This window comes from Cyclobacteriaceae bacterium (assembly GCA_025808415.1).
GTDB lineage: Bacteria > Bacteroidota > Bacteroidia > Cytophagales > Cyclobacteriaceae > UBA2336.
Genome location: CP075525.1, coordinates 1,325,711 through 1,350,870 on the forward strand (window position 1 = coordinate 1,325,711; position 25,160 = coordinate 1,350,870).

22 protein-coding genes are annotated in these 25,160 nt (G+C 44.9%); 6 read left to right on the top strand and 16 right to left on the bottom strand.

The genetic code is table 11. The features are described 5' to 3' along the window. Window positions 1-12 precede the first annotated feature (12 nt). From KIT51_06285 to KIT51_06295, 3 genes are all read left to right on the top strand, one after another. Window positions 13-1,398: an amidohydrolase family protein gene (locus KIT51_06285; protein UYN87859.1), complete on the top strand. Its 1,386-nt coding sequence runs from the start codon at window positions 13-15 to the stop codon at window positions 1,396-1,398. After that, window positions 1,395-2,699, top strand: coding sequence for an amidohydrolase family protein (locus KIT51_06290; protein ID UYN87860.1), 1,305 nt, complete (start codon window positions 1,395-1,397; stop codon window positions 2,697-2,699). The genes KIT51_06285 and KIT51_06290 overlap by 4 nt, the downstream gene beginning before the upstream one ends. A gap of 437 nt (window positions 2,700-3,136) precedes the next feature. After that, window positions 3,137-4,051, top strand: coding sequence for a YitT family protein (locus KIT51_06295; protein ID UYN87861.1), 915 nt, complete (start codon window positions 3,137-3,139; stop codon window positions 4,049-4,051). A gap of 19 nt (window positions 4,052-4,070) precedes the next feature. Here the strand turns inward: KIT51_06295 and KIT51_06300 are convergent, their stop codons facing one another. The 14 genes from KIT51_06300 to KIT51_06365 form a co-directional block, all read right to left on the bottom strand. After that, window positions 4,071-4,415 carry a hypothetical protein gene (locus KIT51_06300; protein UYN87862.1) on the bottom strand — a complete coding sequence of 115 codons (345 nt, stop codon included), beginning with the start codon at window positions 4,413-4,415 and terminating at the stop codon, window positions 4,071-4,073. Next, window positions 4,400-5,815, bottom strand: a complete 1,416-nt coding sequence (locus KIT51_06305) for an NADH-quinone oxidoreductase subunit N (GenBank protein UYN87863.1) — start codon at window positions 5,813-5,815, stop codon at window positions 4,400-4,402. The genes KIT51_06300 and KIT51_06305 overlap by 16 nt, the downstream gene beginning before the upstream one ends. 79 nt (window positions 5,816-5,894) lie before the next feature. After that, window positions 5,895-7,370 carry an NADH-quinone oxidoreductase subunit M gene (locus KIT51_06310; GenBank protein UYN87864.1) on the bottom strand — a complete coding sequence of 492 codons (1,476 nt, stop codon included), beginning with the start codon at window positions 7,368-7,370 and terminating at the stop codon, window positions 5,895-5,897. A 4-nt stretch (window positions 7,371-7,374) separates the two neighbouring features. After that, window positions 7,375-9,282, bottom strand: coding sequence for an NADH-quinone oxidoreductase subunit L (nuoL, locus tag KIT51_06315; protein ID UYN88511.1), 1,908 nt, complete (start codon window positions 9,280-9,282; stop codon window positions 7,375-7,377). After that, window positions 9,279-9,596, bottom strand: a complete 318-nt coding sequence (nuoK, locus tag KIT51_06320) for an NADH-quinone oxidoreductase subunit NuoK (protein ID UYN87865.1) — start codon at window positions 9,594-9,596, stop codon at window positions 9,279-9,281. The genes nuoL and nuoK overlap by 4 nt, the downstream gene beginning before the upstream one ends. Beyond that, window positions 9,593-10,108, bottom strand: a complete 516-nt coding sequence (locus tag KIT51_06325; protein UYN87866.1) for an NADH-quinone oxidoreductase subunit J — start codon at window positions 10,106-10,108, stop codon at window positions 9,593-9,595. The genes nuoK and KIT51_06325 overlap by 4 nt, the downstream gene beginning before the upstream one ends. Continuing rightward, window positions 10,108-10,584: a 4Fe-4S binding protein gene (locus KIT51_06330; GenBank protein ID UYN87867.1), complete on the bottom strand. Its 477-nt coding sequence runs from the start codon at window positions 10,582-10,584 to the stop codon at window positions 10,108-10,110. The genes KIT51_06325 and KIT51_06330 overlap by 1 nt, the downstream gene beginning before the upstream one ends. Before the next feature lie 68 nt (window positions 10,585-10,652). Beyond that, window positions 10,653-11,645, bottom strand: coding sequence for an NADH-quinone oxidoreductase subunit NuoH (gene nuoH / locus KIT51_06335; GenBank protein UYN88512.1), 993 nt, complete (start codon window positions 11,643-11,645; stop codon window positions 10,653-10,655). Window positions 11,646-11,739: 94 nt separating this feature from the next. Further along, window positions 11,740-12,858 carry an NADH-quinone oxidoreductase subunit D gene (locus tag KIT51_06340; GenBank protein ID UYN87868.1) on the bottom strand — a complete coding sequence of 373 codons (1,119 nt, stop codon included), beginning with the start codon at window positions 12,856-12,858 and terminating at the stop codon, window positions 11,740-11,742. Then, window positions 12,858-13,316 carry an NADH-quinone oxidoreductase subunit C gene (locus KIT51_06345; protein ID UYN87869.1) on the bottom strand — a complete coding sequence of 153 codons (459 nt, stop codon included), beginning with the start codon at window positions 13,314-13,316 and terminating at the stop codon, window positions 12,858-12,860. The genes KIT51_06340 and KIT51_06345 overlap by 1 nt, the downstream gene beginning before the upstream one ends. Window positions 13,317-13,398: 82 nt before the next feature. After that, complete coding sequence (locus KIT51_06350; protein UYN87870.1) at window positions 13,399-13,968, bottom strand: NADH-quinone oxidoreductase subunit B; 570 nt, start codon at window positions 13,966-13,968, stop codon at window positions 13,399-13,401. Then, entirely contained in the window at window positions 13,959-14,309 is a 351-nt protein-coding gene (locus KIT51_06355; GenBank protein ID UYN87871.1) for an NADH-quinone oxidoreductase subunit A, read from the bottom strand. The genes KIT51_06350 and KIT51_06355 overlap by 10 nt, the downstream gene beginning before the upstream one ends. 73 nt (window positions 14,310-14,382) lie before the next feature. After that, window positions 14,383-15,417 (bottom strand): 2-oxoacid:ferredoxin oxidoreductase subunit beta, encoded by a 1,035-nt coding sequence (locus tag KIT51_06360; GenBank protein ID UYN87872.1) that lies wholly within the window; start codon window positions 15,415-15,417, stop codon window positions 14,383-14,385. A gap of 4 nt (window positions 15,418-15,421) precedes the next feature. After that, complete coding sequence (locus tag KIT51_06365) at window positions 15,422-17,281, bottom strand: 2-oxoacid:acceptor oxidoreductase subunit alpha (GenBank protein UYN87873.1); 1,860 nt, start codon at window positions 17,279-17,281, stop codon at window positions 15,422-15,424. 134 nt (window positions 17,282-17,415) lie between these two features. On the opposite strand from KIT51_06365, the gene KIT51_06370 reads away from it, so the two are divergent. The 3 genes from KIT51_06370 to KIT51_06380 all read left to right on the top strand — a co-directional run bounded on the left by KIT51_06370 (window position 17,416) and on the right by KIT51_06380 (window position 19,726). Continuing rightward, window positions 17,416-17,718 (top strand): ferredoxin family protein, encoded by a 303-nt coding sequence (locus tag KIT51_06370; GenBank protein ID UYN87874.1) that lies wholly within the window; start codon window positions 17,416-17,418, stop codon window positions 17,716-17,718. 72 nt (window positions 17,719-17,790) lie between these two features. Continuing rightward, complete coding sequence (locus tag KIT51_06375; protein UYN88513.1) at window positions 17,791-19,278, top strand: NAD(P)H-hydrate dehydratase; 1,488 nt, start codon at window positions 17,791-17,793, stop codon at window positions 19,276-19,278. A gap of 94 nt (window positions 19,279-19,372) precedes the next feature. Beyond that, window positions 19,373-19,726: a T9SS type A sorting domain-containing protein gene (locus KIT51_06380; GenBank protein UYN87875.1), complete on the top strand. Its 354-nt coding sequence runs from the start codon at window positions 19,373-19,375 to the stop codon at window positions 19,724-19,726. Here KIT51_06380 and KIT51_06385 read toward each other — a convergent pair. Together KIT51_06385 and KIT51_06390 are read right to left on the bottom strand one after the other, a co-directional pair. Continuing rightward, window positions 19,715-20,743, bottom strand: coding sequence for a low specificity L-threonine aldolase (locus KIT51_06385; protein ID UYN87876.1), 1,029 nt, complete (start codon window positions 20,741-20,743; stop codon window positions 19,715-19,717). The two genes, KIT51_06380 and KIT51_06385, sit on opposite strands and share 12 nt — an antisense overlap. 81 nt (window positions 20,744-20,824) lie before the next feature. Next, window positions 20,825-25,069 carry a CHAT domain-containing protein gene (locus KIT51_06390; protein UYN87877.1) on the bottom strand — a complete coding sequence of 1,415 codons (4,245 nt, stop codon included), beginning with the start codon at window positions 25,067-25,069 and terminating at the stop codon, window positions 20,825-20,827. Between the last annotated feature and the right edge of the window lie 91 nt (window positions 25,070-25,160).

Genomic DNA, 25,160 nt, shown 5'->3' on the forward strand with positions numbered 1-25,160 from the left:
TCAGCAAGCATTATGAAAAGGATATTAATAACATGTATAGTTTTCGCCTCGGTAAGCCTTGTGCAGGCACAAGTGGAACGTGGCAACGTGCTGATAAAAGGAGGCACGGTATTAACCGTAACCAAAGGAACCCTTGAAAACACCGATGTATTGGTGCGTGACGGTAAGATCAGCCAGATTGGAAAAGCAATTGCCGCACCATCTGGTTTTCGCGTTATTGATGCTGCCGGCATGTTTGTAATGCCAGGCATTATTGATGCGCATTCGCATGCCGGTATTGATGCCATCAACGAAGCTACTGCACCGGTAACGGCCGAAGTTTTCACGGGCGATGCCGTGAACCCATTTCAGGTGGGTTTATACCGGGCTTTGGCCGGAGGTGTAACCGCTATTCACGCCATGCATGGCTCGGCCAATGCCATTGGAGGTGAATGTGAAACATTGAAGCTTCGCTATGGCGTAAAAGATCCGGAAGCCATGAAAATGGAAGGTGCCCCGCGAACCATTAAGTTTGCTTTGGGTGAAAATCCTACGCGTGTCCATGGAAGCGGCAACGGCATTGTACCGCGTACCCGTATGGGCGTTGAGTTTGTTATCCGTGAGGCTTTCTCACAAGGCAAGGCTTATATGGAAGCATGGGATGCCTACAACAAAGCCAAAGTGCAAAAAGGTTTTCGGGGCACACCGCCAGCCTACAACAAACGCCTTGAAACCATGGCCGATATTTTACGCGGCAACATCATCATTCACTGCCATTCGTATCGGGCCGATGAAATTTACATGTTGTTAAATGTTTGCAAAGATTTTGGTATTAAGCGCCTGGTGTTCCAGCACGTAAATGAAGGCTTTAAAGTAGCACCTGAGTTGGCTGCATTCGGTGCAGGGGCATCCGTATTTTCCGATTGGTGGGCATATAAGTTTGAAGTGTATTACTCAACAGCCTATAACGCGGCCATTTTAACCCGCAATGGTGTTACAACCTCCATCAACTCCGATGATGGCGAACTGATGCGCCACTTGTACCACGAGGCGGGCAAAACACAAAAGTATGGTCAGCTTACCGATGATGAAGCATTGGCATTGATTACCATTAACCCAGCCAAACAATTGGGTATTGATAGTCGGGTGGGTTCCATTGAAGTGGGCAAGGAAGCAGATATCGCCATCTTCAAAAACCATCCGCTTTCCATTTATACGATTCCTATGGTCACGATTGTGGATGGCATAGTTCGCTTTGATCGCGAAAAGGATGCCGATGATCAGCGCATTTATGTTGATCCCAGGCAGACCATTGATGTTACGCTGCACACCAGCTCCGGTCATGATCATGAAAGTTGCATGCAAGGTGCCGTGTATGAAACCGCAAAATTGTTTGGCTTTAACCTTTTGGAGAAATGAGAACTACAATTATAAAATTGTCGGCACTTCTATTAATTTTTACAGTCCTGACCCATACGCTACACGCGCAAAGCCCTAAAGGTAAAAGCGGAACATTTGCCCTGACAGGAGCCACCATTGAAACCATAACCAAAGGTGTTATCCAAAACGGAACGGTGGTTATCAGTGATGGAAAAATTACGGCAGTGGGAACCAACGTTACCATTCCGCAAGGTGCTACGGTTATCGATTGTAAAGGAAAATTTATTTACCCGGGCATGATTGATGGCGGTTCCATACTTGGTCTTTCTGAAGTAGGCTCCGATCCCCGCACTAACGACTACAACGAAGTTGGCGATGTGATTCCTCAGATGAAAGCTCTTGCCGCTGTTAACCCCAACGCAGTTGCTATACCCATTACACGTGTGAGCGGGGTGACCACAACATTGGTTGTTCCGCAAGGCGGATTGTTTTCCGGAACGGCTTCCCTGATCAATCTGCATGGCTACACACCCGATCAAATGTATGCCGGGTTCGATGCGGTAGTGATGAATTTTCCGGCCACCGGAAGAAGAGGATTCTTCGATCGCAGATCGGATGAGGATATTAAAAAGGCCAATGAAAAGAGTCTGGCAAAAATAAACGAGGTGTGGGAGAAGGCCGTTCAATACCATAAACTGGATTCGGCCAATAAGGGCAAGGTTGAATACTATCCTCAGCTTGCTGCCCTATTACCTGTTGTTCGCGGTGAGCGTACGTTGCTAGTCGATGTTAATGCCTCAAAGGATATTCAGGCTGCCATTAAATGGGTTCAGGAAAAGAAGGTGAAGAAAGTGATCTTCTCCGGTGTTTCAGAAGGCTGGCGCGTGGCCGATGAACTTGCCAAAGCAAAAATTCCGGTAATTGCCGGTCCGGTACAAAGCTTGCCGACCCGTGAGTATGATCGTTATGATCGTCCGTATGCCAACCCGGGGTTAATGCGTAAGGCAGGTGTAACCGTTGCCCTTCAGGCCGGTGATCGTAACATGAACTATCGCAACTTGCCCTATCATGCAGGTTTTGCTGCTGCCTATGGCATGGGACGGGAAGAAGCATTGAAGGCCGTTACCATTGTGCCGGCACAACTTTTTGGTGTGGCCGATAAGTTAGGTTCCATCGAAACCGGTAAGAGTGCCACGCTTTTTGTTTGTGATGGCGATCCTTTCGAAACAAAAACGCAGGTACAACATGTGTTTATTGAAGGCTGGCAGATGCCGATGGTAAGCCGCCAGACGGAGTTGTACGATGAATTTTTGCAACGTTCACCTGGTGTTAAGAAATGATAAGTTAATGAGATGATTAGCTAATTTGTTAATTAGCTGATGGATTAAAAAGCTAATCTGATGTTTCAGGTTGGCTTTTTTTATCTGAGTCTTAGCAAAAATACCCTAAACCATTGTCTGCTATTATTACCCCGCGGATTTCGCTGATAAACGCAGATAGTTTTCTGCGAAGATTCGCGGGATCAGCGGGAACCAAAGTTTGGGATATAAATCGGATGCTCACATTTTTTATTCAGCATAATCCCTTGATTACCTCATCCTTTCCCCTCTCTTCTAGGAGAAGAGTGTCTGTACGGGTATAGGGCGAAGGTTAATTATTAAGCACATCAAACAGTAATCATTTTGAGGTTGACTTTTTCAGCATCAAATCAACGCATCAACGAATTGCCCAATTAACCCATTGGCGAATTGACCATCGAAGTGTTATTTTTAGCATTATGGGCAGTCAGCAGCGATGGAATCAGTTAAGCGCACTACGCATCCGCAGAATCAACATTGAGCGGATGATTAAAGACACCCTGTTTATTTCCTCGGGTGTTTTGGCGGCTGGGTTCGGATTGAAGGGCTTCTTGCTTCCAAATAAATTTTTGGATGGAGGAGTAATGGGTATTTCCTTACTGGTGAATGTTCTCACCGAAATAAATTTAGCATACCTCGTATTCATTATTAATTTACCCTTTGTGGTAATAGCCTACACACAGGTGTCAAAAAAGTTCGCTGCAAAAACATTACTCGCAATTTTTCTGTTGGCTGTTGTGTTGCGCTTTCTTGAATTTCCTATTATTACTTCCGACAAATTGTTAATCTCCGTGTTTGGTGGATTTTTTCTGGGAGCCGGTATAGGCCTTTCCATACGCGGTGGTAGTGTACTTGATGGTACTGAAGTGCTGGCCATTTACAGTAGCCGAAAAACCACTCTTACCGTGGGTGACTTCATCCTGATTTTCAACATTGTAATTTTTTCGGTGGCAGCCTATGTCATCAATATTGAAACGGCCTTGTATGCCATACTTACCTACCTGGTGGCTTCCAAAACAGTTGACTTTGTTGTACACGGTATTGAAGAATACACCAGTGTGATGATCATCTCCGAGCGCAGTGATGAAATCAAGCGTGCCATTACCGGTAAAATGGGAAGGGGAGTAACTATTTTGAAAGGTAGTGGCGGATACGGAAAAACCGGGCATCGTACCAAAGATTATGATGTGATTTATACCGTTATTACGCGCCTGGAACTCCAGAAAATGAAAACTGAAATTGCCAAGATTGATGAGAATGCTTTCGTGGTAGAGAACAGTGTTAACGATATTAAGGGTGGCATGATCAAGAAGCGGCCGTTAGAGGGTGAGTGATGCGATCAAAAAGACTGCCCTACTTCTTAGTAAGATCCCAATAATTCGGCTCTGGTTTGTCGGTTAGCTGGTTCCAGATGTCGGGGGTAACGCGGTGGCCGCTTAATGTGCGCAGTTCACGGTTGTAAACTTTTACGATGGGGTTGAACGTAACATCAGGCGTGATAATCGTGTAGGTCTGTTCTGTACCTTCTTTTGGAGGATCAGTTTCCAGTATAGTTTCCAGTTTGTTATGCATGAGTAACTGAATAAGAAAATCGGCACGGCTTTTAGAAATACCCGTTTCAATAATGCGGAAAGTCTTGCCGTCAATTTCTTTGGTGGGGTGTTGGAATTTATCAAGTGCCATCAGAAAGTTTCGCAAAGGTTTTTAATGTATTCAAACACCGGACTGTAAAATCCGGTTGCCAGTATACCCGCAACACAAATCACCAAGGATATCCGCATCCCATAATCGCTTTTAAAAGGGGCAATCGGATTTTCATTGACATTGATAAACATGGCTTTTACGACCAGCAGGTAATAATACAACGAGATTACCGCGTTAAGTACGGCTATCATTAAGAGTACGTAGAATCCACTTTCAGCCACTGCAGTGAATAAAAAGAACTTTCCAAAAAATCCGGCCAACGGGGGAATGCCCGCCAGTGAAAAAAGGGCAAGCATCATTACCAGACTTAGTTGCGGATTGGTTTTGTACAACCCGTTGTAATCATCAATGGTAACTTTGCCGGATGCATGTCCTACGGTTTGAATAACCCCAAAGGCCGCCAGGTTGGAGAAAACATAAACCACTATAAAATAAATTACCGTGGCCATACCTAATGCTGATGCGTTGATAACGCCAAGCATAATAAACCCGGCCTGGGCAATGGAGGAAAAGGCAAGGAAGCGCTTCAGGTTTTGCTGCCGGATGGCAAACAGGTTACCGATCGTCATGGTAAGGATGGCGGTAGCGTAGAGCACATCCTGCCACAGCATTTGAATGGAATTAAACACCGTGAACAATACGATAACCAAAATGAAAATGGCGGAGCCTTTGGAAATAACGGATAAGTATGACGTAACATTGGTTGGGCTACCTTCATACACATCGGCTGTCCATAAATGAAAGGGAACAATACTAATCTTAAAAGCAAGCCCGGAGAAGAAGAAGATAAAGCCTAAAATATTCATAACAGAATCCGATAGCTGGAACGATTCAAAATACAGGTTTCCGTTAGCTGCGAATAATACAGAAATACCAAAGAGCAGGATAGCAGATGAAAAGGCCGATGAAAGAATTAGCTTAATGCCCGCTTCTGCCGATTTGGTCTTGAATTGTTCGTACGAAGCCAATGCCGCAATGGGAATGGTGGTTAGTTCTAACCCAAGATAAAACATAAGAAAGTGCCCAGAAGAGATCATGTAACTTACACCAATCAAACTCGAGAACGTAAGCATATAAAACTCTGAGGAGCGATCGTTGTATAATTCCTGGCTGAGCCAGTTCACGCTTTGTAAAATGATGAGCAACACACCGATGTTAAGAATGTTCTTCATGAACATGCGAAGCGGATCGGTTACATACATGCCCCCGAACAACGAGCCCGATTCGGCTGGTAAAAATCCAATAATGGTTACAGCAGCCACCAATATTGCAGCAATAAAGTTTATTTTCTTCTTACCATCATCAGGCAGAGCGATTTCAAAAATCAATAATAGCAATACGACAGCCACCAAGGCCCATTCGTGTCGCATAATCATGAGTTCATTCAGACTCATATTTTTTAATTTACGATTTTTGATTGATGATTTTAGATTTTAAGATCTTCACAAATCCGAAATCTAAAATCTAAAATCATCAATCTAATATTACCCCCAGGCTTTCCATAATTATATCCGAAAGCCACAAGGGTGCAATACCTATAATCAAAATAGCCACGATCAACGTAACGGTTGCCAGCCTTTCATACCAGGTGGCATCCTTAAGATGATGGTACTCCTGGTTTTTAATCGGCCCCATCAGTAATCCACCCACAACCCTGAGAATATAAACGGCTGTAACCACAATAGAAGAAATGGCAATGATGGTGATCACCCGATGAAACATATCCGGATGCTGGAACGCGCCCACAAAAATCGTCATCTCGGCAACAAAACCGCTCAGCCCGGGTAAACCGAGTGAAGCCAAACCCGCGATAACATAACACACCGATAAGAAAGGTAACACCTTCATCAATCCACCCATTTCATGCACAATACGGGTGTGTGTTCGTGAATACAACATGCCGATCAAGGCAAAGAAAAGTGCGGTCATCAATCCGTGCGAAATCATTTGAAGCACCGCCCCATTGCTGGCGGTTTTATTCAGCATCAGTAAAGCAAACAATACCAACCCGCAATGGCTTACGGAAGAATACGCATTGATGTATTTTAAGTCAGTTTGTGCAATCACACCCAATGCGCCATAGATCACCGAAATGGAAGTAAGAATTAAAAATATCCAGGCCATATCGTTGGCGGCTTGTGGCATTAAGTAGATGGCTACTTTCAAACAACCATATCCGCCAAGCTTCATTAATACTCCTGCATGCAGCATGGAAACGGCAGTGGGTGCGGAGCTGTGACCATCAGGCGACCAGGTGTGGAAAGGAAACAACGCACCTATCACGCCAAAGCCAATGAAGGTGAGTGGAAAGAAAATGCGTTGCATTTCCATTGGGAAATTTTGGTTGGCCAGGTCAATGATGTTAAAGCTGTGCGAACCGTTTACATCGGAATGGAAATAGATACCGAGTATACCGACAACCAACAGGGCAGACCCGGCCATCAGCATCAGCGTAAGCTTCATGGCACTGTATTCTTTCTTGCCACTGCCCCAAATGCCGATCAACAAATACATCGGGATAACCGCCAGTTCAAAGAATAAGAACATCACAAATAGGTCAAGGGAAATGAAAAACCCAAATACACCGGTGGCAAGAATGATCAGGGAAGCAAAAAATTCTTTGGCCTGATCTTTTACTTCCCAACTGGCAAAAACCCCGGTGAAGATTACTATGGAAGTCAGCAGGATCATGGCTACGGAAATACCGTCTACACCATAATCAAATGAAATATGCAAACTGGGGTACCACTCCAACCGGTTACCAAATAAAACGGTTTCTGTATTTCCGGCAGACCGTTCTTTCAGAAATTCATACAACAGATAGAAAGATTGAACAAGTTGAATGCTCATGCCCGTTGCTGACAGTGTTTTAACCTGCTGCGCATTACGCGCGAACATAACTGCTAGTGCAGTAAGGGCAGGAATAACAATGAGGGGTATCAGCAACATAATCTCAGGTGTTTGTAAAAATCATTACCAATACGATAAGAATAACCCCCGATAAAAATATATAGGCGTAATGCTGTAGTTGCCCTGATTGCAGGCCCTTGATTTCCTTTGAGACCCAGTTGGTGGCTGAGGCAGTAAAGTCCATGAATCCATCAATCATGTGCTTATCGAACCAGGCAATAGGCCGTGAAATTAAATTGAAAATAATTTTCCTGGTGATGAAAAGGTAAATTTCATCGATATAGAATTTCCGAACCGCTGCGTGATAAAGTGCGCCAAATGTGTTGGATATTTTTTCAGGTAGTACAGATTCTTTTTTATAAAAGCCCCACGCCACAGCAATACCCAAAATAGCTACTGCAATGGAGATGATGGCGACTGTTACATTGAGATGTGCATGTAGTGGTTGGTTGTCAGATGATACGAAGTTTCCGAAGGGAATGAATCCGGTAAATATGGATCCAATTGCTAACACGATCATGGGTATGAGCATAAGTGCCGATGATTCGTGTGGGTTGTGTTCATAGTTTCGTTCATTGCCCCAGAATACCAGAAAGTATAAACGGAACATATAAAATGCGGTGAGCCCTGCGGCTAATGTGGCAATGCCAAAATAAATGGGATTTGAAGCGAAGGCTGCCGCAAGAATTTCATCCTTGCTAAAGAATCCGGCAAACGGAGGAATTCCCGCAATGGCCAAACAAGCTATTAAGAATACGATGTGGGTAATGGGTTGATGCTTTCGCAGATTGCCCATTTCACGGATATCATTTTTGTGAATTGCATGAATGATGCTACCGGCCCCAAGAAACAATAAGGCTTTAAAGAAAGCATGGGTAAACAAATGAAACATCGAGGCTGTAAAACCAAGGCCATCGCTGCCATAACCTGATACACCAAGCGCCAGCATCATATACCCGATTTGCGACATGGTGGAAAAGGCAAGTATCCGTTTGATATCGGTTTGGGTGCACGCAATGATAGCCGCGAACAAAAGCGTGAAAGCACCAATGAAGGCCACGGCATCCAGCGCTTCAGGAGCATGAAAGCTAAACACCGGAAACATGCGTGCTACCAGAAACACACCGGCTACAACCATGGTAGCAGCGTGTATCAAGGCAGAAACGGGAGTTGGCCCTTCCATGGCATCAGGCAGCCAGATGTGTAATGGAAACATAGCTGATTTACCTGCACCGCCCATGAAGATGAGTATGAGCGCCCAGGTAAGAACGGACAATCCCATAAAGGAGATTCCAGTCATACCGGCAATGGTGGCATTTTCTGGATTAGTGATTTCGGTAAAGTCAAATGTACCCGTGTAGTAGGAGAGCAGGAGAATACCAACAAGAAAGCCAAAGTCGGCAAAGCGAGTAACGATGAATGCTTTTTTTGCGGCAGCAACTGCCTCAGGTTTATCGTAATAATATCCAATGAGCAAATAAGAAGAAACACCCACCAATTCCCAGAACATATAGAGTTGAAACAAATTGGTAGCCACCACCAATCCCAGCATGGAGAAGCTGAAAAGGGAAAGGAAGGAAAAGTATCGAACAAATCCTTTTTCGCCTTGCATGTAGCCCATGCTGTACAAAAATACCATCAAGGAAACTGTAGTGATCACTACGAGCATCATTACCGAAATGGGATCCAGTAAAATACCCATATCAATTTGCAGGGTTTCGGTAAACCGAAGCCATGTAAAGCGAACTGGAATTAATTTTTCGTAAGAAGATGATTGAAAGAAATAGTTGTATGCTGTGAGCCAAGCCAGTACAGTAGCAACTCCGATACTTATCGTAGCCAGCCAACCGGCCAGCCATTGAGGAAGTTTGTTACTCAATAGTCCATTTAAAACAAACACGGTAAGCGGAAGTATCAGAATGAATATGGTAACAGAATAACCCATGGTCAGTTTTTCATTTTATCAACTTCTTCCACATCAATAGAACGAATATTTCTATACAGATTAATGAATATAGCTATGGCCACGGCTGCTTCAGCGGCAGCAATGGCAATAATAAACAAGGCAAAGAAGTGACCTTCAATCTGGTTGGGGAAAAGGTACCGGTCGAAAATCACAAAGTTGATATTCACTGCATTCAACATGAGTTCAACACCAATCAACATAGTCACCAGGTTACGCCTGGTAAGAAAGCCATAAGCGCCAATAAAAAACATGGTAGACGTAACCATCAAAACATGTGATATGGGTACATGCTCCATCATGATTTTGTTGCGTTACGTTTAGCGATAACGATAGCGCCAACCATAGCGGCCAATAATAAAATACTGATTACCTCGAAGGGAAGCACATACCCACCCGCCTTGTAACCCAGCAAGCGTTCACCAATAACACTTACAGTTGCTTCGGCTAAAGGCTCAGTACCTAAAACAAATTCATGATTGGTTAATATAAATAGCGTAAGTACCAACCCACCTAATGCAAGCGTTGCTGTAATGAATACTTTGCCCCAGGCTGGCTTTTCAAGTTTCTCATTAATGTGGGTGGTTAATAAAATGGAGAAAATGATCAACACCACAATACCACCGGCATATACGATAAGCTGAACGGCCGCTAAAAACTGGTAGTCGACCATAAAATATAACGCGGCTGTTCCGGCCAATGCAAAAAGCAGGTAAACAGCAGCGCGAAGAATTCTCCGGCTGGTAACGGCCAGCAGGGAGAAGATGATCATCACTCCTGAAATGGTGTAAAATATAATTGCGCTCGTTGCCATTATTTAATGCCGTCCATAATTTTAGAACCAGGATTATTCAAGACTTTGGTCAGTTTTGACCTATCAAAAACTGCGTGTTCAAATGTATTGGCCATTACAATGGCATCGGTGGGGCAGGCAGGTATGCACAAACCACACATGGTGCACATTTGTAAGTGATAAACGAAGGTGTCCAGCGCCTTTACTTTTCTTCCGTCTACATCCACGCGTTTATGGATAATTTCAATGGTTCCGTTCGGGCAGGCCACTTCACATGCCGAACAGCCCGTGCATTTATGTTCATTGTTTTCATTGTGCAAAAGCACCACCTCGCCACGAAAGCGTTCGAACATCTTTAATGTCTCACGGTTTTCAGGATATTGTTGGGTAATGATTTCTTTTGGATGGGTAAAGTAATGACCTGTCACCCTAAGCCCGGTAACGAGTGACTTTAGTCCGGAGAAGATTTCCTTAAAGTAGTTTACTATACTTTTCATTTTTATATCAATCAAGCTACTGGCTTTTAGCTGCGAGCTGCTGGAAACTGGCAGCTAAAAGCTCATAGCTAAAAATGCCAACCCATCAAACTCAAAAATGCCATCAGCACAATGTTCATCAAATTTATCGGCAGTAAATATTTCCATTCCAAGGTCAATAATTGATCAATGCGTAACCGCGGAAATGTCCACCGAAACCACATCATTAGAAAAATCATAAAACCAACTTTGCCAAAGAACCACACAATGGGAGGAATAAAATCCATCACGACATTAAACCCTTCCCATGTTCCGATGTGAAAGGGCATCCAGCCTCCCAGGAAAACAGTTGCGCCAATACCCGCCACAATAAACATGTTGGCAAACTCAGCCAGAAAGAAAAACGCGAATTTCAATCCGGAATACTCGGTATGAAATCCTGCAGTTAATTCCGATTCTGCTTCTGCCAAATCAAATGGCCCGCGGTTGGTTTCTGCAGTGCTGGCAATCAAAAAAATCAGGAAGGCAATCATGGCCGGGATGTGACCTTTAAAAATCCACCACCCATCGGCCTGCGATTCTACAATGACACTGAGTTGCAAGCTTCCGGTAAGTACCACAATGGTGAGGAGTGATAAGGCAACCGAAAGTTCATAGCTGATGATCTGTGCACCGGAGCGCATAGCACCAATCAGTGAATATTTATTGTTGGATGACCATCCGGCTAACAAAATTCCAATTACACCCAATGATGAAACGGCAGCTATATATAAAATACCAATATCGAAATCGATAGCGTGCAAACCTTTGGCAAACGGTAGGGCGGCAATAGCCATAAAGGCTGCGATCATGATAACGAAGGGTGCAAGGTTAAACAAAAATCTGTCAGCGTCTTTGTTTATCAGGGGTTCTTTCAGCAGAAGTTTGATAACATCAGCCAGCGTTTGCGCAGTTCCCCATTTCCCTACCCGCATCGGGCCAAGTCGTTGCTGGATAACAGCGCTTACTTTTCGCTCGGCATATACAAGCACTAATCCCAACACGGCAAACAGCAACATGAATGTAATCCCCACCAACACCATTTCCAGTATCACTACGGTGGCTGGCTCAAATCGCTCAGATAATCCTTCATGGATGGCGCGCGTGAGGTAGGAAAAGTCGTAGAGCCACTTCATGTTATCGGTCTATATCGGGTATTACTAAATCTATGGTCGACATAATGGCAACGAGGTCGGCAATTTTACAGCCCTGTGCCATGTGGTTGAGCGCTGATAAATTACTGAAGCCGGGTGAACGGAATTTTAAGCGGTACGGACTTTTTTGACCTTCGCTTATGATGTACACGCCAAATTCACCTCGCGCAGTTTCAACTTTCTGATAAAACTCTCCTTTGGGTAATTTGATTACTGCCTTGGTTGGGGCTTTGTATGGTCCTTCCGGGATGTTGTCGATCAGTTGTTCAACAATAGAAAGCGACTCCCACATTTCATCAATGCGACATTGGTAACGGGCATAGCAATCTCCCTCGGTACGAAGTATCTCTTTGAATTCAACTTTATTGTAAGCGCTGTAGGGATGATGCTTTCGTACATCGCAGGAAAATCCGGAGGCGCGCCCGGTGGGGCCTGTTACACCAAAAGAAATGGCGTCTTCCTTTGAGAGTTTACCAATGCCCATGGTACGCTGACGGAAGATGACATTGTTGGAGAGCAGGTCATCGTATTCCGGTAATTTCTTTTTGAAATGGGCAATAAAATCCTTTGTGCGTTTTTGGAAGTTAGGATGGATGTCGAACATTAACCCGCCCGGTACATTGTAGTTCATGGTTAAGCGGGCGCCACAGGTTTCTTCAAAAATATCCGTGATCATTTCCCGATCGCGAAAGCCGTAAAGAAATGTGGTGATAGCCCCTAAGTCCATCCCCATTACACCCCACCATAGCTGGTGTGATGATAGCCGTGTAAGTTCAGCAATAATGGTGCGAATAACTTTTACACGTTCCGGAACTTCCAGTTGAAGGCCTATTTCCACGGCCAGGCAAACCGCTTCGTTGTTGATGTGGCACGAAAGGTAATCCATCCTGTCCGTAAGGTGTACGATTTGCTGATAGCTGTCGTGTTCGCACATTTTTTCGATAGAACGATGGATATAGCCAATGTGCGGCTCAACATTCCGTATAATTTCACCATCCAGCGAAAGCACCAGCCGCAATACGCCATGTGTTGATGGGTGCTGCGGCCCCATGTTGATGAAGTACTCCTGCGATTCGAGTGGTTTGGTGATTACATCTTCCATCAATAGGCAATCATGTTTACGGGATCGATATAATCTTTTCGCAACGGATGGCCCACCCATTCATCGGTGAGCAACAATCTTCTCAGGTCGGGATGGCTTTTGAAAACAATCCCATATAAATCGAATATTTCACGTTCATGAAATTCGGCTGTACGCCAGAGATTACACACGGTATCCACTTCCGGATTTTCCCGTGAACTTATTTTGGCTTTTACCACCAGCACATGGTTAAGTGTGGTGGATTTTAAATGATAGACTACTTCCATGTGTTGTGGCCAATCAACACCGGTTTGACAAAAGAGATAGTCGAAAGAAGTTTGCGGATTGGATTTGAGTTCGGAGAGGAAGGTGTAAGCTTTTTCAGCAGGAACAACGGCTTGTAAGTATTGAGTGCCCTGCGCTAGTTCAGCTTCAGGTTCTCGTTGCAGGATGAAATCCTTTAATGCTTCGTTATCCATTTTATCAAAATTTTCATCCTGAGCTTGTCGAAGGATGATACAAAATTCCGTCAGGTTTCGACAGGCTCAACCTGACATTGGGTTAAACAAAATCCTTCATCGGGTCGCGTGGCTCGGCCAGCGATTCTCCTTTAATTTTTTTCTGCAGTTGCATGATACCATACAACAAAGCCTCCGGTCGTGGTGGGCAACCGGGCACGTATACATCCACCGGGATAATATGATCAGCACCCTTTACAACCGAATAAGTATTATAATAGAATGGCCCGCCAGACGTTGCACAGGCCCCCATAGCGATTACATATTTTGGATCGGCCATCTGATCATAAAGTCTTTTCAGCACCGGTGCCATTTTATTTACGATGGTTCCCGCAATAACAATTAAGTCGGCTTGCCGAGGCGTAGCGCGTGCTACCTCGGTTCCAAACCGTGACCAGTCATGTCTGCTGGCACCGGTAGCCATCATTTCAATGGCGCAACAACTGGTACCAAATACCAAGGGCCAGAGTGAATTTGCACGCGACCAGTTTACAACACTGTCAATAGAAGTAATTACGATGTTGCTTCCCGGGCCACGCACAACTTCTCCGGGAAAATCTTTCAACAGTTCCTGGTGTTGCTGCGGACTTATGGTGTTTTGGTTCACTCCCATTTTAATGCTTTCTTTTTCCAGGCATATAACAACCCAAGGCCAAGAATGATCAGGAAAATTAAAATTTCTATAAAGGCGGAGAGTCCGATTTTTTTCATGACCACCGCCCAGGGAAAAATAAAAACTGTTTCTACATCGAAAATGAGGAAGAGGATAGCAAACAGGTAATAGCCAACCCGAAACTGTATCCAGGAACTGCCTTGCGTGGGAACCCCGCACTCGTACGGTTCGGCTTTTTGTGTGTTTTTTGATTTCGGTGCCAAGAGATCAGCCGCCAGGATACCTGCACCCACCATAATCACCCCGCCAACGAAAAATATAATCAGTGCTTCGCTGCTCATTCGCTTGAATTTTTATCGAATGTCAAATATACAAATCAGGCAATTGCTTGTTGTCCACAACGCGTTCATTCGCTTACTTAATTTCCCAAACCTCACCGCTCTTAAGCAAATCATCAACGGAATGGTAACGGGCGTTTGCAGTTATCTTTTCGCGTTCTTCTGCTATGGCTTCATCGTATGTTTTAGCCCTCACTTCACGTATTACGCCAAGTGCCATGGGGAAGTGAGGCGGAGCCATCCGGGCCAGCATCAGGTGTAGGGTTGGATCTTCATGGTGTGCATCGTGAACAAGGATGTCATTTTCGGTAATGCCATTTTCGCCAATTGTTACAGCTTCAAGTTTTAAACCGTTCAGCCGGATACCTTTTTTATTATCCTTACCATAGAGTAGAGGTTGTCCATGCTTTACGTGCAATTGAAAGTCATCACGGTTTTGCTTGGCGGTAACTGCAGCATGGGCATCATCGTTAAAGATGACGCAATTTTGTAATACTTCTACCAGCGATGTGCCCACGTGGTTTGCAGCGTGAACAAATATTTCAGTCATTAATTTGGGGTTGGTGTCAATGGTACGGGCATAGAATGTACCCTGTGCCCCAATCACCAGCTCTGCCGCCTGGAACGGCCGCTCAACAGAACCATAGGGAGTAGACTTGGTAACCAAACCTGTAGGCGAAGTGGGTGAGTACTGGCCTTTGGTTAGCCCGTAGATCTCGTTATTAAAGAGAATAATATTGATATCAATGTTTCTGCGTAAGGCATGTATGAAATGATTACCTCCAATCGCCATAGCATCGCCATCACCTTGTATTTCCCATACACTTAGTTTTGGGTTTGCTAGCTTTACACCGGTCGCCACAGCCGGGCCTCGCCCGTGAATGGTATGAAACCCGAAGGTATTCATGTAATAAGGAAAGCGGGCCGCGCAGCCTATGCCGGATACAAATACAAAATTCTCGCGTGGAATATTAAGTTGAGGCAACGCATTGGTCATGGCGGATAAGATAGAGTAGTCGCCACAGCCGGGGCACCATCGCACCAGCTGATCGCTTTCAAAATCTTTTTTGGTAAGGGGTTTTTGTTGGGGTATATCGATTGTATTTTCCATGTAATCAGTCTTTAAGGTTTTCCAAGAAAACTTCTTTCAGTTCAGTAACCAGGAAGGGTTGCCCCTGGATTTTTGTATACGATAAAATATTCATGCCTGGGAACTTGCTCCGAAGTAAGGAGGCGAATTGGCCCATGTTTAATTCACACACAAGTATTTTGCTATACTTCTCAAAAACAGCTTTTGTATTTTTTGGTAGCGGATTGATGTAATTGAAATGTACAAAATCAATTTTCCGGTTGCTGTGTTGCAGTTCAGTCACGGCCGTTCGCAGCCCGCCATAAGTTCCGCCCCAGCCAACGACCAATAGTTTTCCATCGCCATTGCCTTGAACTTCTAAATCAGGGATGTAGTTGGCCACACGGTCAACCTTTTCGGCTCGGGTGCGCACCATTTTTTCATGGTTCTGCGGATCGTATGAAACATTTCCGGTCTTGTCTTGTTTTTCCAAACCTCCGATGCGGTGTTCAAAGCCAGGTGTGCCGGGCACGGCCCAGCCCCGGGCAAGGGTTTCGGCATCGCGTACATAAGGATAGTACACCCCATTATCCTTTTGGGGTTCACGGATTTTAATCGGAGGGAGATCAGCCGTTTTCGGGAACCTCCAAGGTTCCGAACCATTAGCCAGGTATCCATCGGTTAAAAGTATTACCGGTGTCATGTGTTCTATAGCAATCTTAGCAGCCTGGTAAGCAAAGTCGAAACAGTTTGCCGGAGTGCTGGCGGCCAACACCACAGCCGGGCTTTCGCTGTTACGGCCATACACCGCTATATTAATATCGGCTTGTTCAGTTTTTGTTGGCAAACCCGTTGAAGGTCCACCGCGTTGCACATCAACTACTACAAGAGGAATCTCCGCCATCACGGCAAGTCCTATGGCTTCACCTTTAAGGGCAATGCCCGGGCCGGAGGATGTAGTTACACCCAACTGTCCGGCATAACTTGCGCCAATGGCGGAGCACACCGCGGCAATTTCATCTTCGGCCTGCATGGTAATAACTCCTAAATTTTTATGGCGCGAAAGTTCATGCAGGATGTCGGAGGCGGGAGTGATCGGATAGGAGCCGAGAAAAAGTTTCTTGCCTGTTTTTTCCGCTGCGGCCATCAGCCCCCATGCCGTGGCGGTGTTGCCAGAAATATGTCGATAGGTTCCCTTTTCAATCTGCGCAGGCGGAACTTTATACATGGCCGGCAGGGCTTCAATGGTTTCGGCATAGTGGAAGCCTGCATTTAAAGCGCGCTTATTACCCTCGGCCAATGCCGGAGTTTTCTTAAACTTATCCTCAATATATTTTTCTGTTTCCTTTAATGACCGATCAAATAACCAGTACATCATGCCCAAAGCAAACATGTTTTTTGAACGCATGATGCTTTTGTTGTCGAGTTGTAAACCCTCCAGTGCAGTTTTGGTAAGCGAAGAGATGGGTGCTTCAACAACATTATAGTCGGCCAAAGTCCCGTCTTCTAACGGATTGGTTACAAAGCCTGCTTTCTCAATGTTTCGGTCAACAAAAGCGTCAAGGTCTACAATAATGTTTCCGCCTTTCCGCGCAAATTGCAAGTTTGATTTTAAGGCTGCCGGGTTCATGGCCACCAGCACATCGGCTTGATCGCCCGGGGTATAAATGTCAATCTTTCCTATTTGCACCTGAAATCCGGAAACGCCCTCAACGGTTCCTTGCGGGGCCCGAATTTCGGCCGGAAAGTCAGGGAAGGTAGCCAGGTCGTTGCCCCACAAAGCGGATGTAAAACTGAATTGCGAACCGGTTAGCTGCATTCCGTCCCCGGAATCGCCTGCAAACCGGATAACCACTTTTTCCAGTTCCTTAGTCGTTTTCTTACCGTTTACTGCTGTTTCACTCATGCCCCGAAATTTTTTGTCTGTTAAGTTACACTACCCGCGCCATATTAGCTATGGGTTCAAAATTGGACTAGTTTATATTTATTCCTTATCTTCAAACATGACAATGGTCATATCGTTCCATTAAATTCATCATTATGCCCTACATTATTTGCGAACCTTGCGTAAGTACCTGCGATACCGCGTGTGTAGATGTTTGCCCGGTGGATTGTATACATGGCCCCATTAGTAAAGACGGAAGTGGCTCAGAGGTGAAAGAACCAGGGTTTGAAAAAGAAGGCAAACAACTTTACATCAATCCCGAAGTATGTATTGATTGCGATGCCTGTGTGCCGGCCTGCCCTGTGGAAGCCATTTTTGAAGAGAGCCAGGTACCCGAAAAGTGGAAAAGTTACATCCCTAAGAACTATGAGTTTTTTGGTGTTCAACCTCCTGCCTGATGGTGATCAGTAAACATGTTATTTATGTCCTGTACATTTGTTACAGGACATTTTTATTGGTGCCCGTACATGATTAAAATTTTAAGCGCACAGCAAATCAAACAGCTTGATGCCTACACCATAATGCATGAGCCCATCGCTTCAATCGATTTAATGGAGCGGGCCAGCCGTGCGTTTTGTTCGTGGTTTACCGAGCGGGTTGATCCTGCAACAACGGTTGGGATAATTTGTGGTACCGGAAACAACGGAGGCGATGGTTTAGGGATAGCGCGCTTGCTTGCAGGATTTGATTACAACGTTAGGGTTTGGATTGTGCGAAACTCAGCACCAGTTACCGATGATTTTGAAACGAACCTTCAGCGGTTAAAAAACAGCGTTACCTACCTTGAGCAACCAGTCTCTTCTTCAGTTTTTTCCGAATGCAACGTGTTGATCGATGCTTTGTTTGGAACGGGCTTGTCGCGCCCTGTTGAAGGGATTTATGCCGATACCATCCATGCAGTTAACCAGGCAAAAGCCTTGCGTATTGCTGTGGATATGCCCTCAGGCCTCTTGGCCGACAAGGCATCAACAGGGCCAATCGTAAAAGCCGACTACACCGTGTCTTTTCAGTTACCTAAACGTGCATTCTTCCTGGCCGAAAATGCCGGCTATGTTGGTGAATGGGTTACAGTGGATATTGGCCTGAGCAAATCCTTTCTACAACAGGCAGAATCCGATACTTTTTTACTTACACAGAAAGCTGTTCGAAAGCTGCTTAAACCTCAAAAGAAGTTCGATCATAAAGGCACGCGTGGCCACGCGTTGCTCATTGCCGGAAGCTATGGCAAAATGGGTGCTGCCGTGCTGGCTTCCCGCGCTGTTTTACGAACGGGTGCCGGATTGCTCACAACACATGTTCCTGCAAACGGATATGAAATTATTCAAATAACCATACCTGAAGCTATGGTGAGTGTTGATCGATCAGAAGAATGGTTTTCGATATGCCCTGATGTAGAAGCTTATACGGCTATTGGTATTGGCCCTGGTTTAGGCAAGAATAAAAAAACAACACAGGCATTAGGCGATGTGCTGGAGAAAGCCAACATGCCTATGGTGCTGGATGCCGATGCACTGAATATCATGAGTGAAAATCGTGAGTTGCTTGTGTTGATGAAACAGGGTACTATCCTTACCCCTCATCCAAAAGAATTTGAGCGTCTGGCGGGGGTTTCAAAAAGTGGTTTTGAACGACTGGATCGCCAGCAGGCATTTTCAAAAGAACATAAGGTTGTGGTTGTGTTAAAAGGGGCGCATACAACCATTTCAACTCCCGAAGGCAACCTTTTTATTAACAACACGGGCAACCCTGTAATGGCAACCGCAGGCTCGGGCGATGTGTTGACCGGAATGCTAACAGCCCTGCTGGCGCAAGGCTATACTTGCCATGAAGCTGCCCAATTGGGGGTATGGCTGCACGGACTGGCCGGTGATGAAGCCAGAAAAAGAATTGGTTCTCGTGGGGTGCTGGCCTCGGATATAATTGATCACATCCCTGACGCTTTTGGGAAATTGAACTGAATTTTGTTGACGATTTAAACCTTTTTGGGACTTTGTGCATCTAAATGGTGTTCCAGGCCAACTTTTGGTGTGGATTTTGCGTAAACTAAGCCATATGAAAGTACTTAAAACCTTTACCGTTCTCTCCATAAGCTTGTTTTCAAGCCTTATGGTGTTTGGTCAGGAGGGTGTGCTTTTGTCGGAAAAATTTTCGTTGGGTAAGTCCATTTCGTTGTACCCTAACCCAGCCGTGGAGTACGTAGAAGTTAACCTTGATCACCTTCACGCCAGTTCTGTAAAAATTTCCCTCTATAATATCATAGGTAATGAAGTGGCCGTAGAGTCAGAGATTATTGATGACCATAAGATCAGGCTTCGTGTAAAGGACTTTGCTGCAGGATATTACCTGCTGGCCCTTCGGGATGATGAAACAAAGTTTAAGGGTACCTACAAATTCTTAAAGCGCTGAACACAGCGCTTTCGCTTTTTCTACCAATCGCTCAATTTCTTCCTCCTTCGTATCGAAAGAACACATCAGCCGGCATTCGTTTGTGCGCTCGTTCCATACATAGAAATGAAACTCTTTTTGCAACCCTTCAATGATGGATTCGGGCATAATGGCAAAAACCCCGTTGCCATCAACGTTTTGCGTGATTTTGATTTGCGGGATTCGGCTAAGTCCTTCTTCCAGTTTTTTGGCCATGGTGTTGGCGTGCGTGGCATTTCTTCTCCACAGGTCGTTCGAGAGCAGTGCCTCAAATTGTGAACTGATAAACCGCATTTTTGAATGCAGTTGCATGCCTTGCTTACGGATGTACGGGAAGTACTTAGCCATTTCACGATTAAAGAAAACAACCGCTTCACCGAATATCATTCCGTTTTTTGCCCCCCCAAACGATAGTACATCCACCCCGGCATCTGTGGTAAATGCCCTGAAATCTTTCCCTAAACTAACAGCCGCGTTACTGATGCGCGCACCATCCATATGCAGGTAAAGGTTAAACTTTTTAGCTACTGCAGCGAGTGCTTTAACTTCTTCAACGCTGTAAACCGTACTGTATTCCGTTGATTGGGATATGGAAATTACCTTGGCTTGCGGGTGGTGCTGGTCGCCCAGTCGTTGGATTTTTTGTTCCACCTGGTCCGGATAGATTTTACCATCCGAGGTGGGTATCCCGATCAGTTTGCATCCGGTGAATTTTTCGGGAGCAGTGGATTCGTCAACAGTGATGTGCGCAAGCGCTGAACAAATAATGGAATGAAAAGATTGTGTTAATGCCTGCAGGCCGAGCACATTAGCACCCGTGCCGTTATACACAAAAAACACTTCGATGTCGTTACCAAAATAATTTTTGAAGATGTTGATGGTACGCTGTGTGATGTCATCGGCACCGTACGATCTTTCATGTTCATGATTGGCGCGGTTGAGCGCCTCCATAACTTCCGGATGAACACCGGAATAATTGTCGCTGGCAAAAGCTTTCATGAAACAAGTATAGAAGGAGGGTAGTGATATAGTCAATAGTACAGGGTCAATAACTTATTACCCTGTACCATCCACGCTTGGCTACTCCAGCCCGATCATCATAAATGCACCCCAGTAAATAGGTTCGGGGTATTCGGCACGAAGCTCTTTTTTGGCCTCAATAAAGCTTTGGCGCATATTGTTGGTATTGAGCCATTTTTGATAAAATTTAAGCATCAACTTTTGGGTTGCCTCATCATCTACTTTAAACATACTCATGATCAGGATTTTTGCACCCGCCACAAGGAATGCCCGCTGCAAGCCAAACACACCTTCACCGGCTTGCAATTCGCCTAAACCTGTTTCGCAGGCGCTTAGCACCACCAGGTCGGTGCGGTCTAGGTTAAGGTTCATGGCCTCATAGGCGGTGAGGATACCGTTTTCCATGTTGTAGTTATAATCGGTTTTATCCAATAAGTCCCCTGCACCTTTCAGTAGCAACCCGTTGCGCATTAAAGGGTTTTGGGTCAAGGCCAACTCGTTTCCTTGCATTTCGTCTTCCGGTTTTAGTTCATGGGTTGGTTTGTAAAAACCGTGGGTGGCCACGTGGAAAATTTTCGGGCTGTTAAGTTCTTTTATTCTTTCTTCGGTGGCTTTAGTTTCCAGGTATTGCTCGGTGATCCAGCCTTTTTGCTTCAACAGTTGTTGCAGTTGGTTAATTTCCAATTCAGTTCCCGGAAGTGGCGCGATTGGCATATTATCTTTTGAAGCGGTGAGGTAGAAGGTTGGGTTACCAAACATTGAGGCTGTGTTGTCGGGTACTGCGCGTGACTTCACCTTGTTCAGGTATAAATCTTTTGTATTACTAACCAAAACAATATTGGAGTTATCCAAGATATACTTTCCATCCGGTGTTGGAATAGCCTCCAGGTTAATCTGGTTATACACGCCATCGGCCGAAAGGTAAATGGTTGAAACCTGGCCCAGTTGTTTTTGGATGGGGCCCCAATAAACATTGTACGAATTGGTATCCTCGATTTTACCGGTAATGGCATTTCGGTAGAACCTGAAGTTTCGTCCCTCCATCCTTGCTCCGTCATTAAGCAATATAACTTCGGGCTTTTTGCTGTCGTTTTTCACGTACATGGCCGCGTACACTACGGAGTCGGTAAAGGCATGGTTAAACACCCTGAAACGAACCATTTCAATGGCCACTTCATTTGGCTTGAGCGATTTGGCTACATCGGCAAAGGTTATGCGTTTACTTTCAAAAGCCTGCCCGAACAATTCGGAACGCTGGCTAAGGAAACGCTCCAACCGTTCTACTTCTGCAGAGAGGGCAGCCGGGTCGATTTCATTTTCAGCCAGTTGTGTAGGGGTTAGCGATAGGGCAAGGGTGAGTAGTTCTTTTTTCTGAACCCAGTTTTCGTATTGCGTTTTCAATTCGGTATCCGTGCTGTTCATAATGCGTTCACGGATTTTGATGGATGAACTGAGCAGGAGGGCTTTCGTCAGCAATTGATAGTTGTAAACATTGGCACCGAGGTCTTTAAACTCATCTAATTTGCCAAACGCGAGGGTGTTGTAAAACTCAAAGTCGCCTTTAATGGTATTCCAGTATTTTGCTTTTTCGCGTTCACTCAAAGCCGGAAAGAATTGCTTAATGAAGTTTTCATAATTATTCAAGGCGCCTTCAATGTTCACTTTGGCACGCTTGTAATCCTTCTTCATGTAGTACACCTTGCTTAGCTTGGAGAGCACTTTAACATATTCAGGATGGGAGTTGCTGAAGCTGTTTTTGCTGTAAACCGTAAGGGCTTTGTTATAAAATTCTTCGGCTTTGTTGTAATTTTTTTGCTGGTAATAAACATCACCGGTAAGCGTATAAATGCTGGCGGTGTTGATGTTCCGTTTGTTACCGGTTTTTTGCAACCAGATGTTTTCGGCAATGGTCAATGAATTGAATGCGATGTCGTATTTCTTTTCAGAGATATACAGTTGCGCGATGTTCTTCAGGATTTCGGCATACTGTGGATTGTCTTTACCCAACTTATCGGCTATGATATCACGGGCTTCTACCATAATTTTTTCAACCTCACGCCTGTTATCGCCATCATAGAACTTGATCAGGGCCAACTGCGAAAGTGAACGGGCAACATCTACATGGTGCCTGCCAAATTGTTTTTCCAGGCTGGTCAGTGCTTTTCGGATGTTTTCTTCGGCCTTGTCGTAATCGCCCAGGCTGTAGTTGATGTCGCTGAGCAAACGTTGTGTTGGTGCAGCCTTAGTTGAACTTTCACCATAGGTTTTTACCGCAATTTGGTTGGCACGTTGGCCAACACGTTCAGCCTCGGTATAATCGCCACGGGCCAGCAGCAACCTGCCGCGGTTAGTCAAAGGGTCTATTAACCGAATGGATTCAGTGCCATAAAGTTTCTCGTATTCCGGTATCAGTTTGCCCAACAATTCATCGGTTTGCGCGTAAGATCCCAATTGGATGAGCAGGCTGGAGAGTTCCTCGGCTGTAGAAAGTTCGTTCCCAATGGGTACTTTCGATTTACGGATCATGCTACGGGTACGGTCCAGGTTGCCCTGGGCTTCATCGAACATACCTTTAATGCCGTATAGTTTGGCTTGTGTTTCGATGGCGCTTATGTAATCGGCCTTCCATTTGTCATCGCGGTTTTCTTTTAAGTCGAAGATTTTTAATGACCGGTCAATATCTACATCGGCATTGTCGTAGTCACCAATCTTAATTCTCAGTTTAGCCATTTGGTTGAGCGCAATGGCAAAAGTAGGGTCAGTGTTGGTGTATTTGGTACGTGCCGCATCAGATGCTTTTTCCAGTGTTTTTGATGCCAGCGAAAATTTATCGGTTAGTTCATAATACGATGCAATATGATAGAGCATGGTAAGATGATCTTTATGCTTGAGGTGTATTTCCTTCGCGAGCAATTTCTCGTAGCTGTTCTCGTAAATTTTCCCCGCTGCTTCTACTTTGTTTGTAAAATCGAGGTAGAAATTTGCCAAAGCAATTTGTGACAGATGATATTCCGGTGAATTTTCACCGTATAATTCTTTTTTTATCTGGCTGATCTGGTTCAGGGTTGATTCCGCGTTAGCGTATCTTTTGGCTTGTTCATACAGGCCGTAAAGAAATTCAAGTATTCGGATACGGGTGCTGTAGTATTGTGGCAATGCTTCGTTGTTCAGTACGCGTTCAGCGTCCCGTTCGAGGGTTCGTGTTTTGTCTTTTGAAAGTTTATTATCGAACTCAACGGCCTTAAGGTTAACGTTCAACAAACTTGACTTGGTAAAATATTTTCCAAGCATACGGTCGTATTCGGCCTTCAGGTTGGCATAGCGCGAGCGGTTATCGGCCAGTTGAAGTTGACCAAGTTCGGCCAGGTAAAGACTATGGCCTAAGGGAACTGATGGGGATGTTCTTTTTTTAAGTTCGGAAAGTTGATCGCCAAAATCAGCATACTTTTCCGATTTAGTTAATTTAGGTGGTACAACACCGTCATTATTTTCAGCGTACATCAAGGTATACCAATAATCGGCCTGTACAAGCAGGAGACTTGATTCGCCAATCATTTTTTGATTTTTAGAAATCCACGGCCGCGAGGCACGATGCGCAATGTCAACGCTATCAATATCACCTTTCTTGCCATAGGCAAGTGTTATGAGTGACAACATGCGGGCATAACTCGAATACCTGGGTTTCCATTCTTCCTCCGGCACACGAACCGTTTTTAATTTGCCATCAACTACTGATGTTTCCTTATCTACCGCACGGCTGGCCAAAAAGCTTTCGTTGGCGCGGAGCAGCGCTAAGGCATCGTTGCAAAATCCCTGACCGATCATGGCTTCGGCCATTTCAAGCACGAGCTTTGTTTTTAGTACAGGGTCGGCTTGTTCTTCTTTACTTACGATGTCCGATGCTTTGTTCAGCAACTCCCGGCTTTTGCGGTAATACCCATATTGATTGTATACTTCGGCAACATCAATAAGGGTGTTGGCATGGTTTGTTGTGTTCTCACCAAAAACATTGGTGCTTATGGTAATGGCCTGGTCGAGGCTTGTTTCAAAATTGGTAAGCACACCATAGGCAAGGTTGTATTTTGCAAAACGTGTGTGGTAGCCCGGCATGGATGCATTTGAAGGGCCGAGTTTGGAAGTTACCATCGACTTGTACTTGGTCAGGGCCTTCAGCGCCTTGGAATAGTCTCCGCTGTTGTAGCTCTTGTCGGCTTTAGCCAAGGCTTTGTCAAATTTTTTCTGTGCCCAGGCTGTACTTAAAAGAACAGAAAGAAATCCTATCACAATCAACCGCATTGCTTTCATCTTTTTAGAATTAGAATATTTATTTGAATTCCGGACTTCGAATCTAATTAATTACGCAGGCTTTCGGAAACATTTTGCGCAAATGTGCACC

Coding starts and splice junctions, on each gene's coding strand:
- KIT51_06285 (UYN87859.1), top strand. CDS start 13: ATGAAAAGGATATTAATAACATGTATAGTTTTCGCCTCGGTAAGCCTT.
- KIT51_06290 (UYN87860.1), top strand. CDS start 1,395: ATGAGAACTACAATTATAAAATTGTCGGCACTTCTATTAATTTTTACA.
- KIT51_06295 (UYN87861.1), top strand. CDS start 3,137: ATGGGCAGTCAGCAGCGATGGAATCAGTTAAGCGCACTACGCATCCGC.
- KIT51_06305 (UYN87863.1), bottom strand. CDS start 5,815: ATGAGTCTGAATGAACTCATGATTATGCGACACGAATGGGCCTTGGTG.
- KIT51_06310 (UYN87864.1), bottom strand. CDS start 7,370: ATGTTGCTGATACCCCTCATTGTTATTCCTGCCCTTACTGCACTAGCA.
- nuoK (UYN87865.1), bottom strand. CDS start 9,596: ATGATGGAGCATGTACCCATATCACATGTTTTGATGGTTACGTCTACC.
- KIT51_06325 (UYN87866.1), bottom strand. CDS start 10,108: ATGGCAACGAGCGCAATTATATTTTACACCATTTCAGGAGTGATGATC.
- KIT51_06330 (UYN87867.1), bottom strand. CDS start 10,584: ATGAAAAGTATAGTAAACTACTTTAAGGAAATCTTCTCCGGACTAAAG.
- nuoH (UYN88512.1), bottom strand. CDS start 11,645: ATGGTGTTGGTGGGGATTACATTCATGTTGCTGTTTGCCGTGTTGGGA.
- KIT51_06340 (UYN87868.1), bottom strand. CDS start 12,858: ATGGAAGATGTAATCACCAAACCACTCGAATCGCAGGAGTACTTCATC.
- KIT51_06345 (UYN87869.1), bottom strand. CDS start 13,316: ATGGATAACGAAGCATTAAAGGATTTCATCCTGCAACGAGAACCTGAA.
- KIT51_06350 (UYN87870.1), bottom strand. CDS start 13,968: ATGGGAGTGAACCAAAACACCATAAGTCCGCAGCAACACCAGGAACTG.
- KIT51_06355 (UYN87871.1), bottom strand. CDS start 14,309: ATGAGCAGCGAAGCACTGATTATATTTTTCGTTGGCGGGGTGATTATG.
- KIT51_06360 (UYN87872.1), bottom strand. CDS start 15,417: ATGGAAAATACAATCGATATACCCCAACAAAAACCCCTTACCAAAAAA.
- KIT51_06365 (UYN87873.1), bottom strand. CDS start 17,281: ATGAGTGAAACAGCAGTAAACGGTAAGAAAACGACTAAGGAACTGGAA.
- KIT51_06370 (UYN87874.1), top strand. CDS start 17,416: ATGCCCTACATTATTTGCGAACCTTGCGTAAGTACCTGCGATACCGCG.
- KIT51_06380 (UYN87875.1), top strand. CDS start 19,373: ATGAAAGTACTTAAAACCTTTACCGTTCTCTCCATAAGCTTGTTTTCA.
- KIT51_06385 (UYN87876.1), bottom strand. CDS start 20,743: ATGAAAGCTTTTGCCAGCGACAATTATTCCGGTGTTCATCCGGAAGTT.
- KIT51_06390 (UYN87877.1), bottom strand. CDS start 25,069: ATGAAAGCAATGCGGTTGATTGTGATAGGATTTCTTTCTGTTCTTTTA.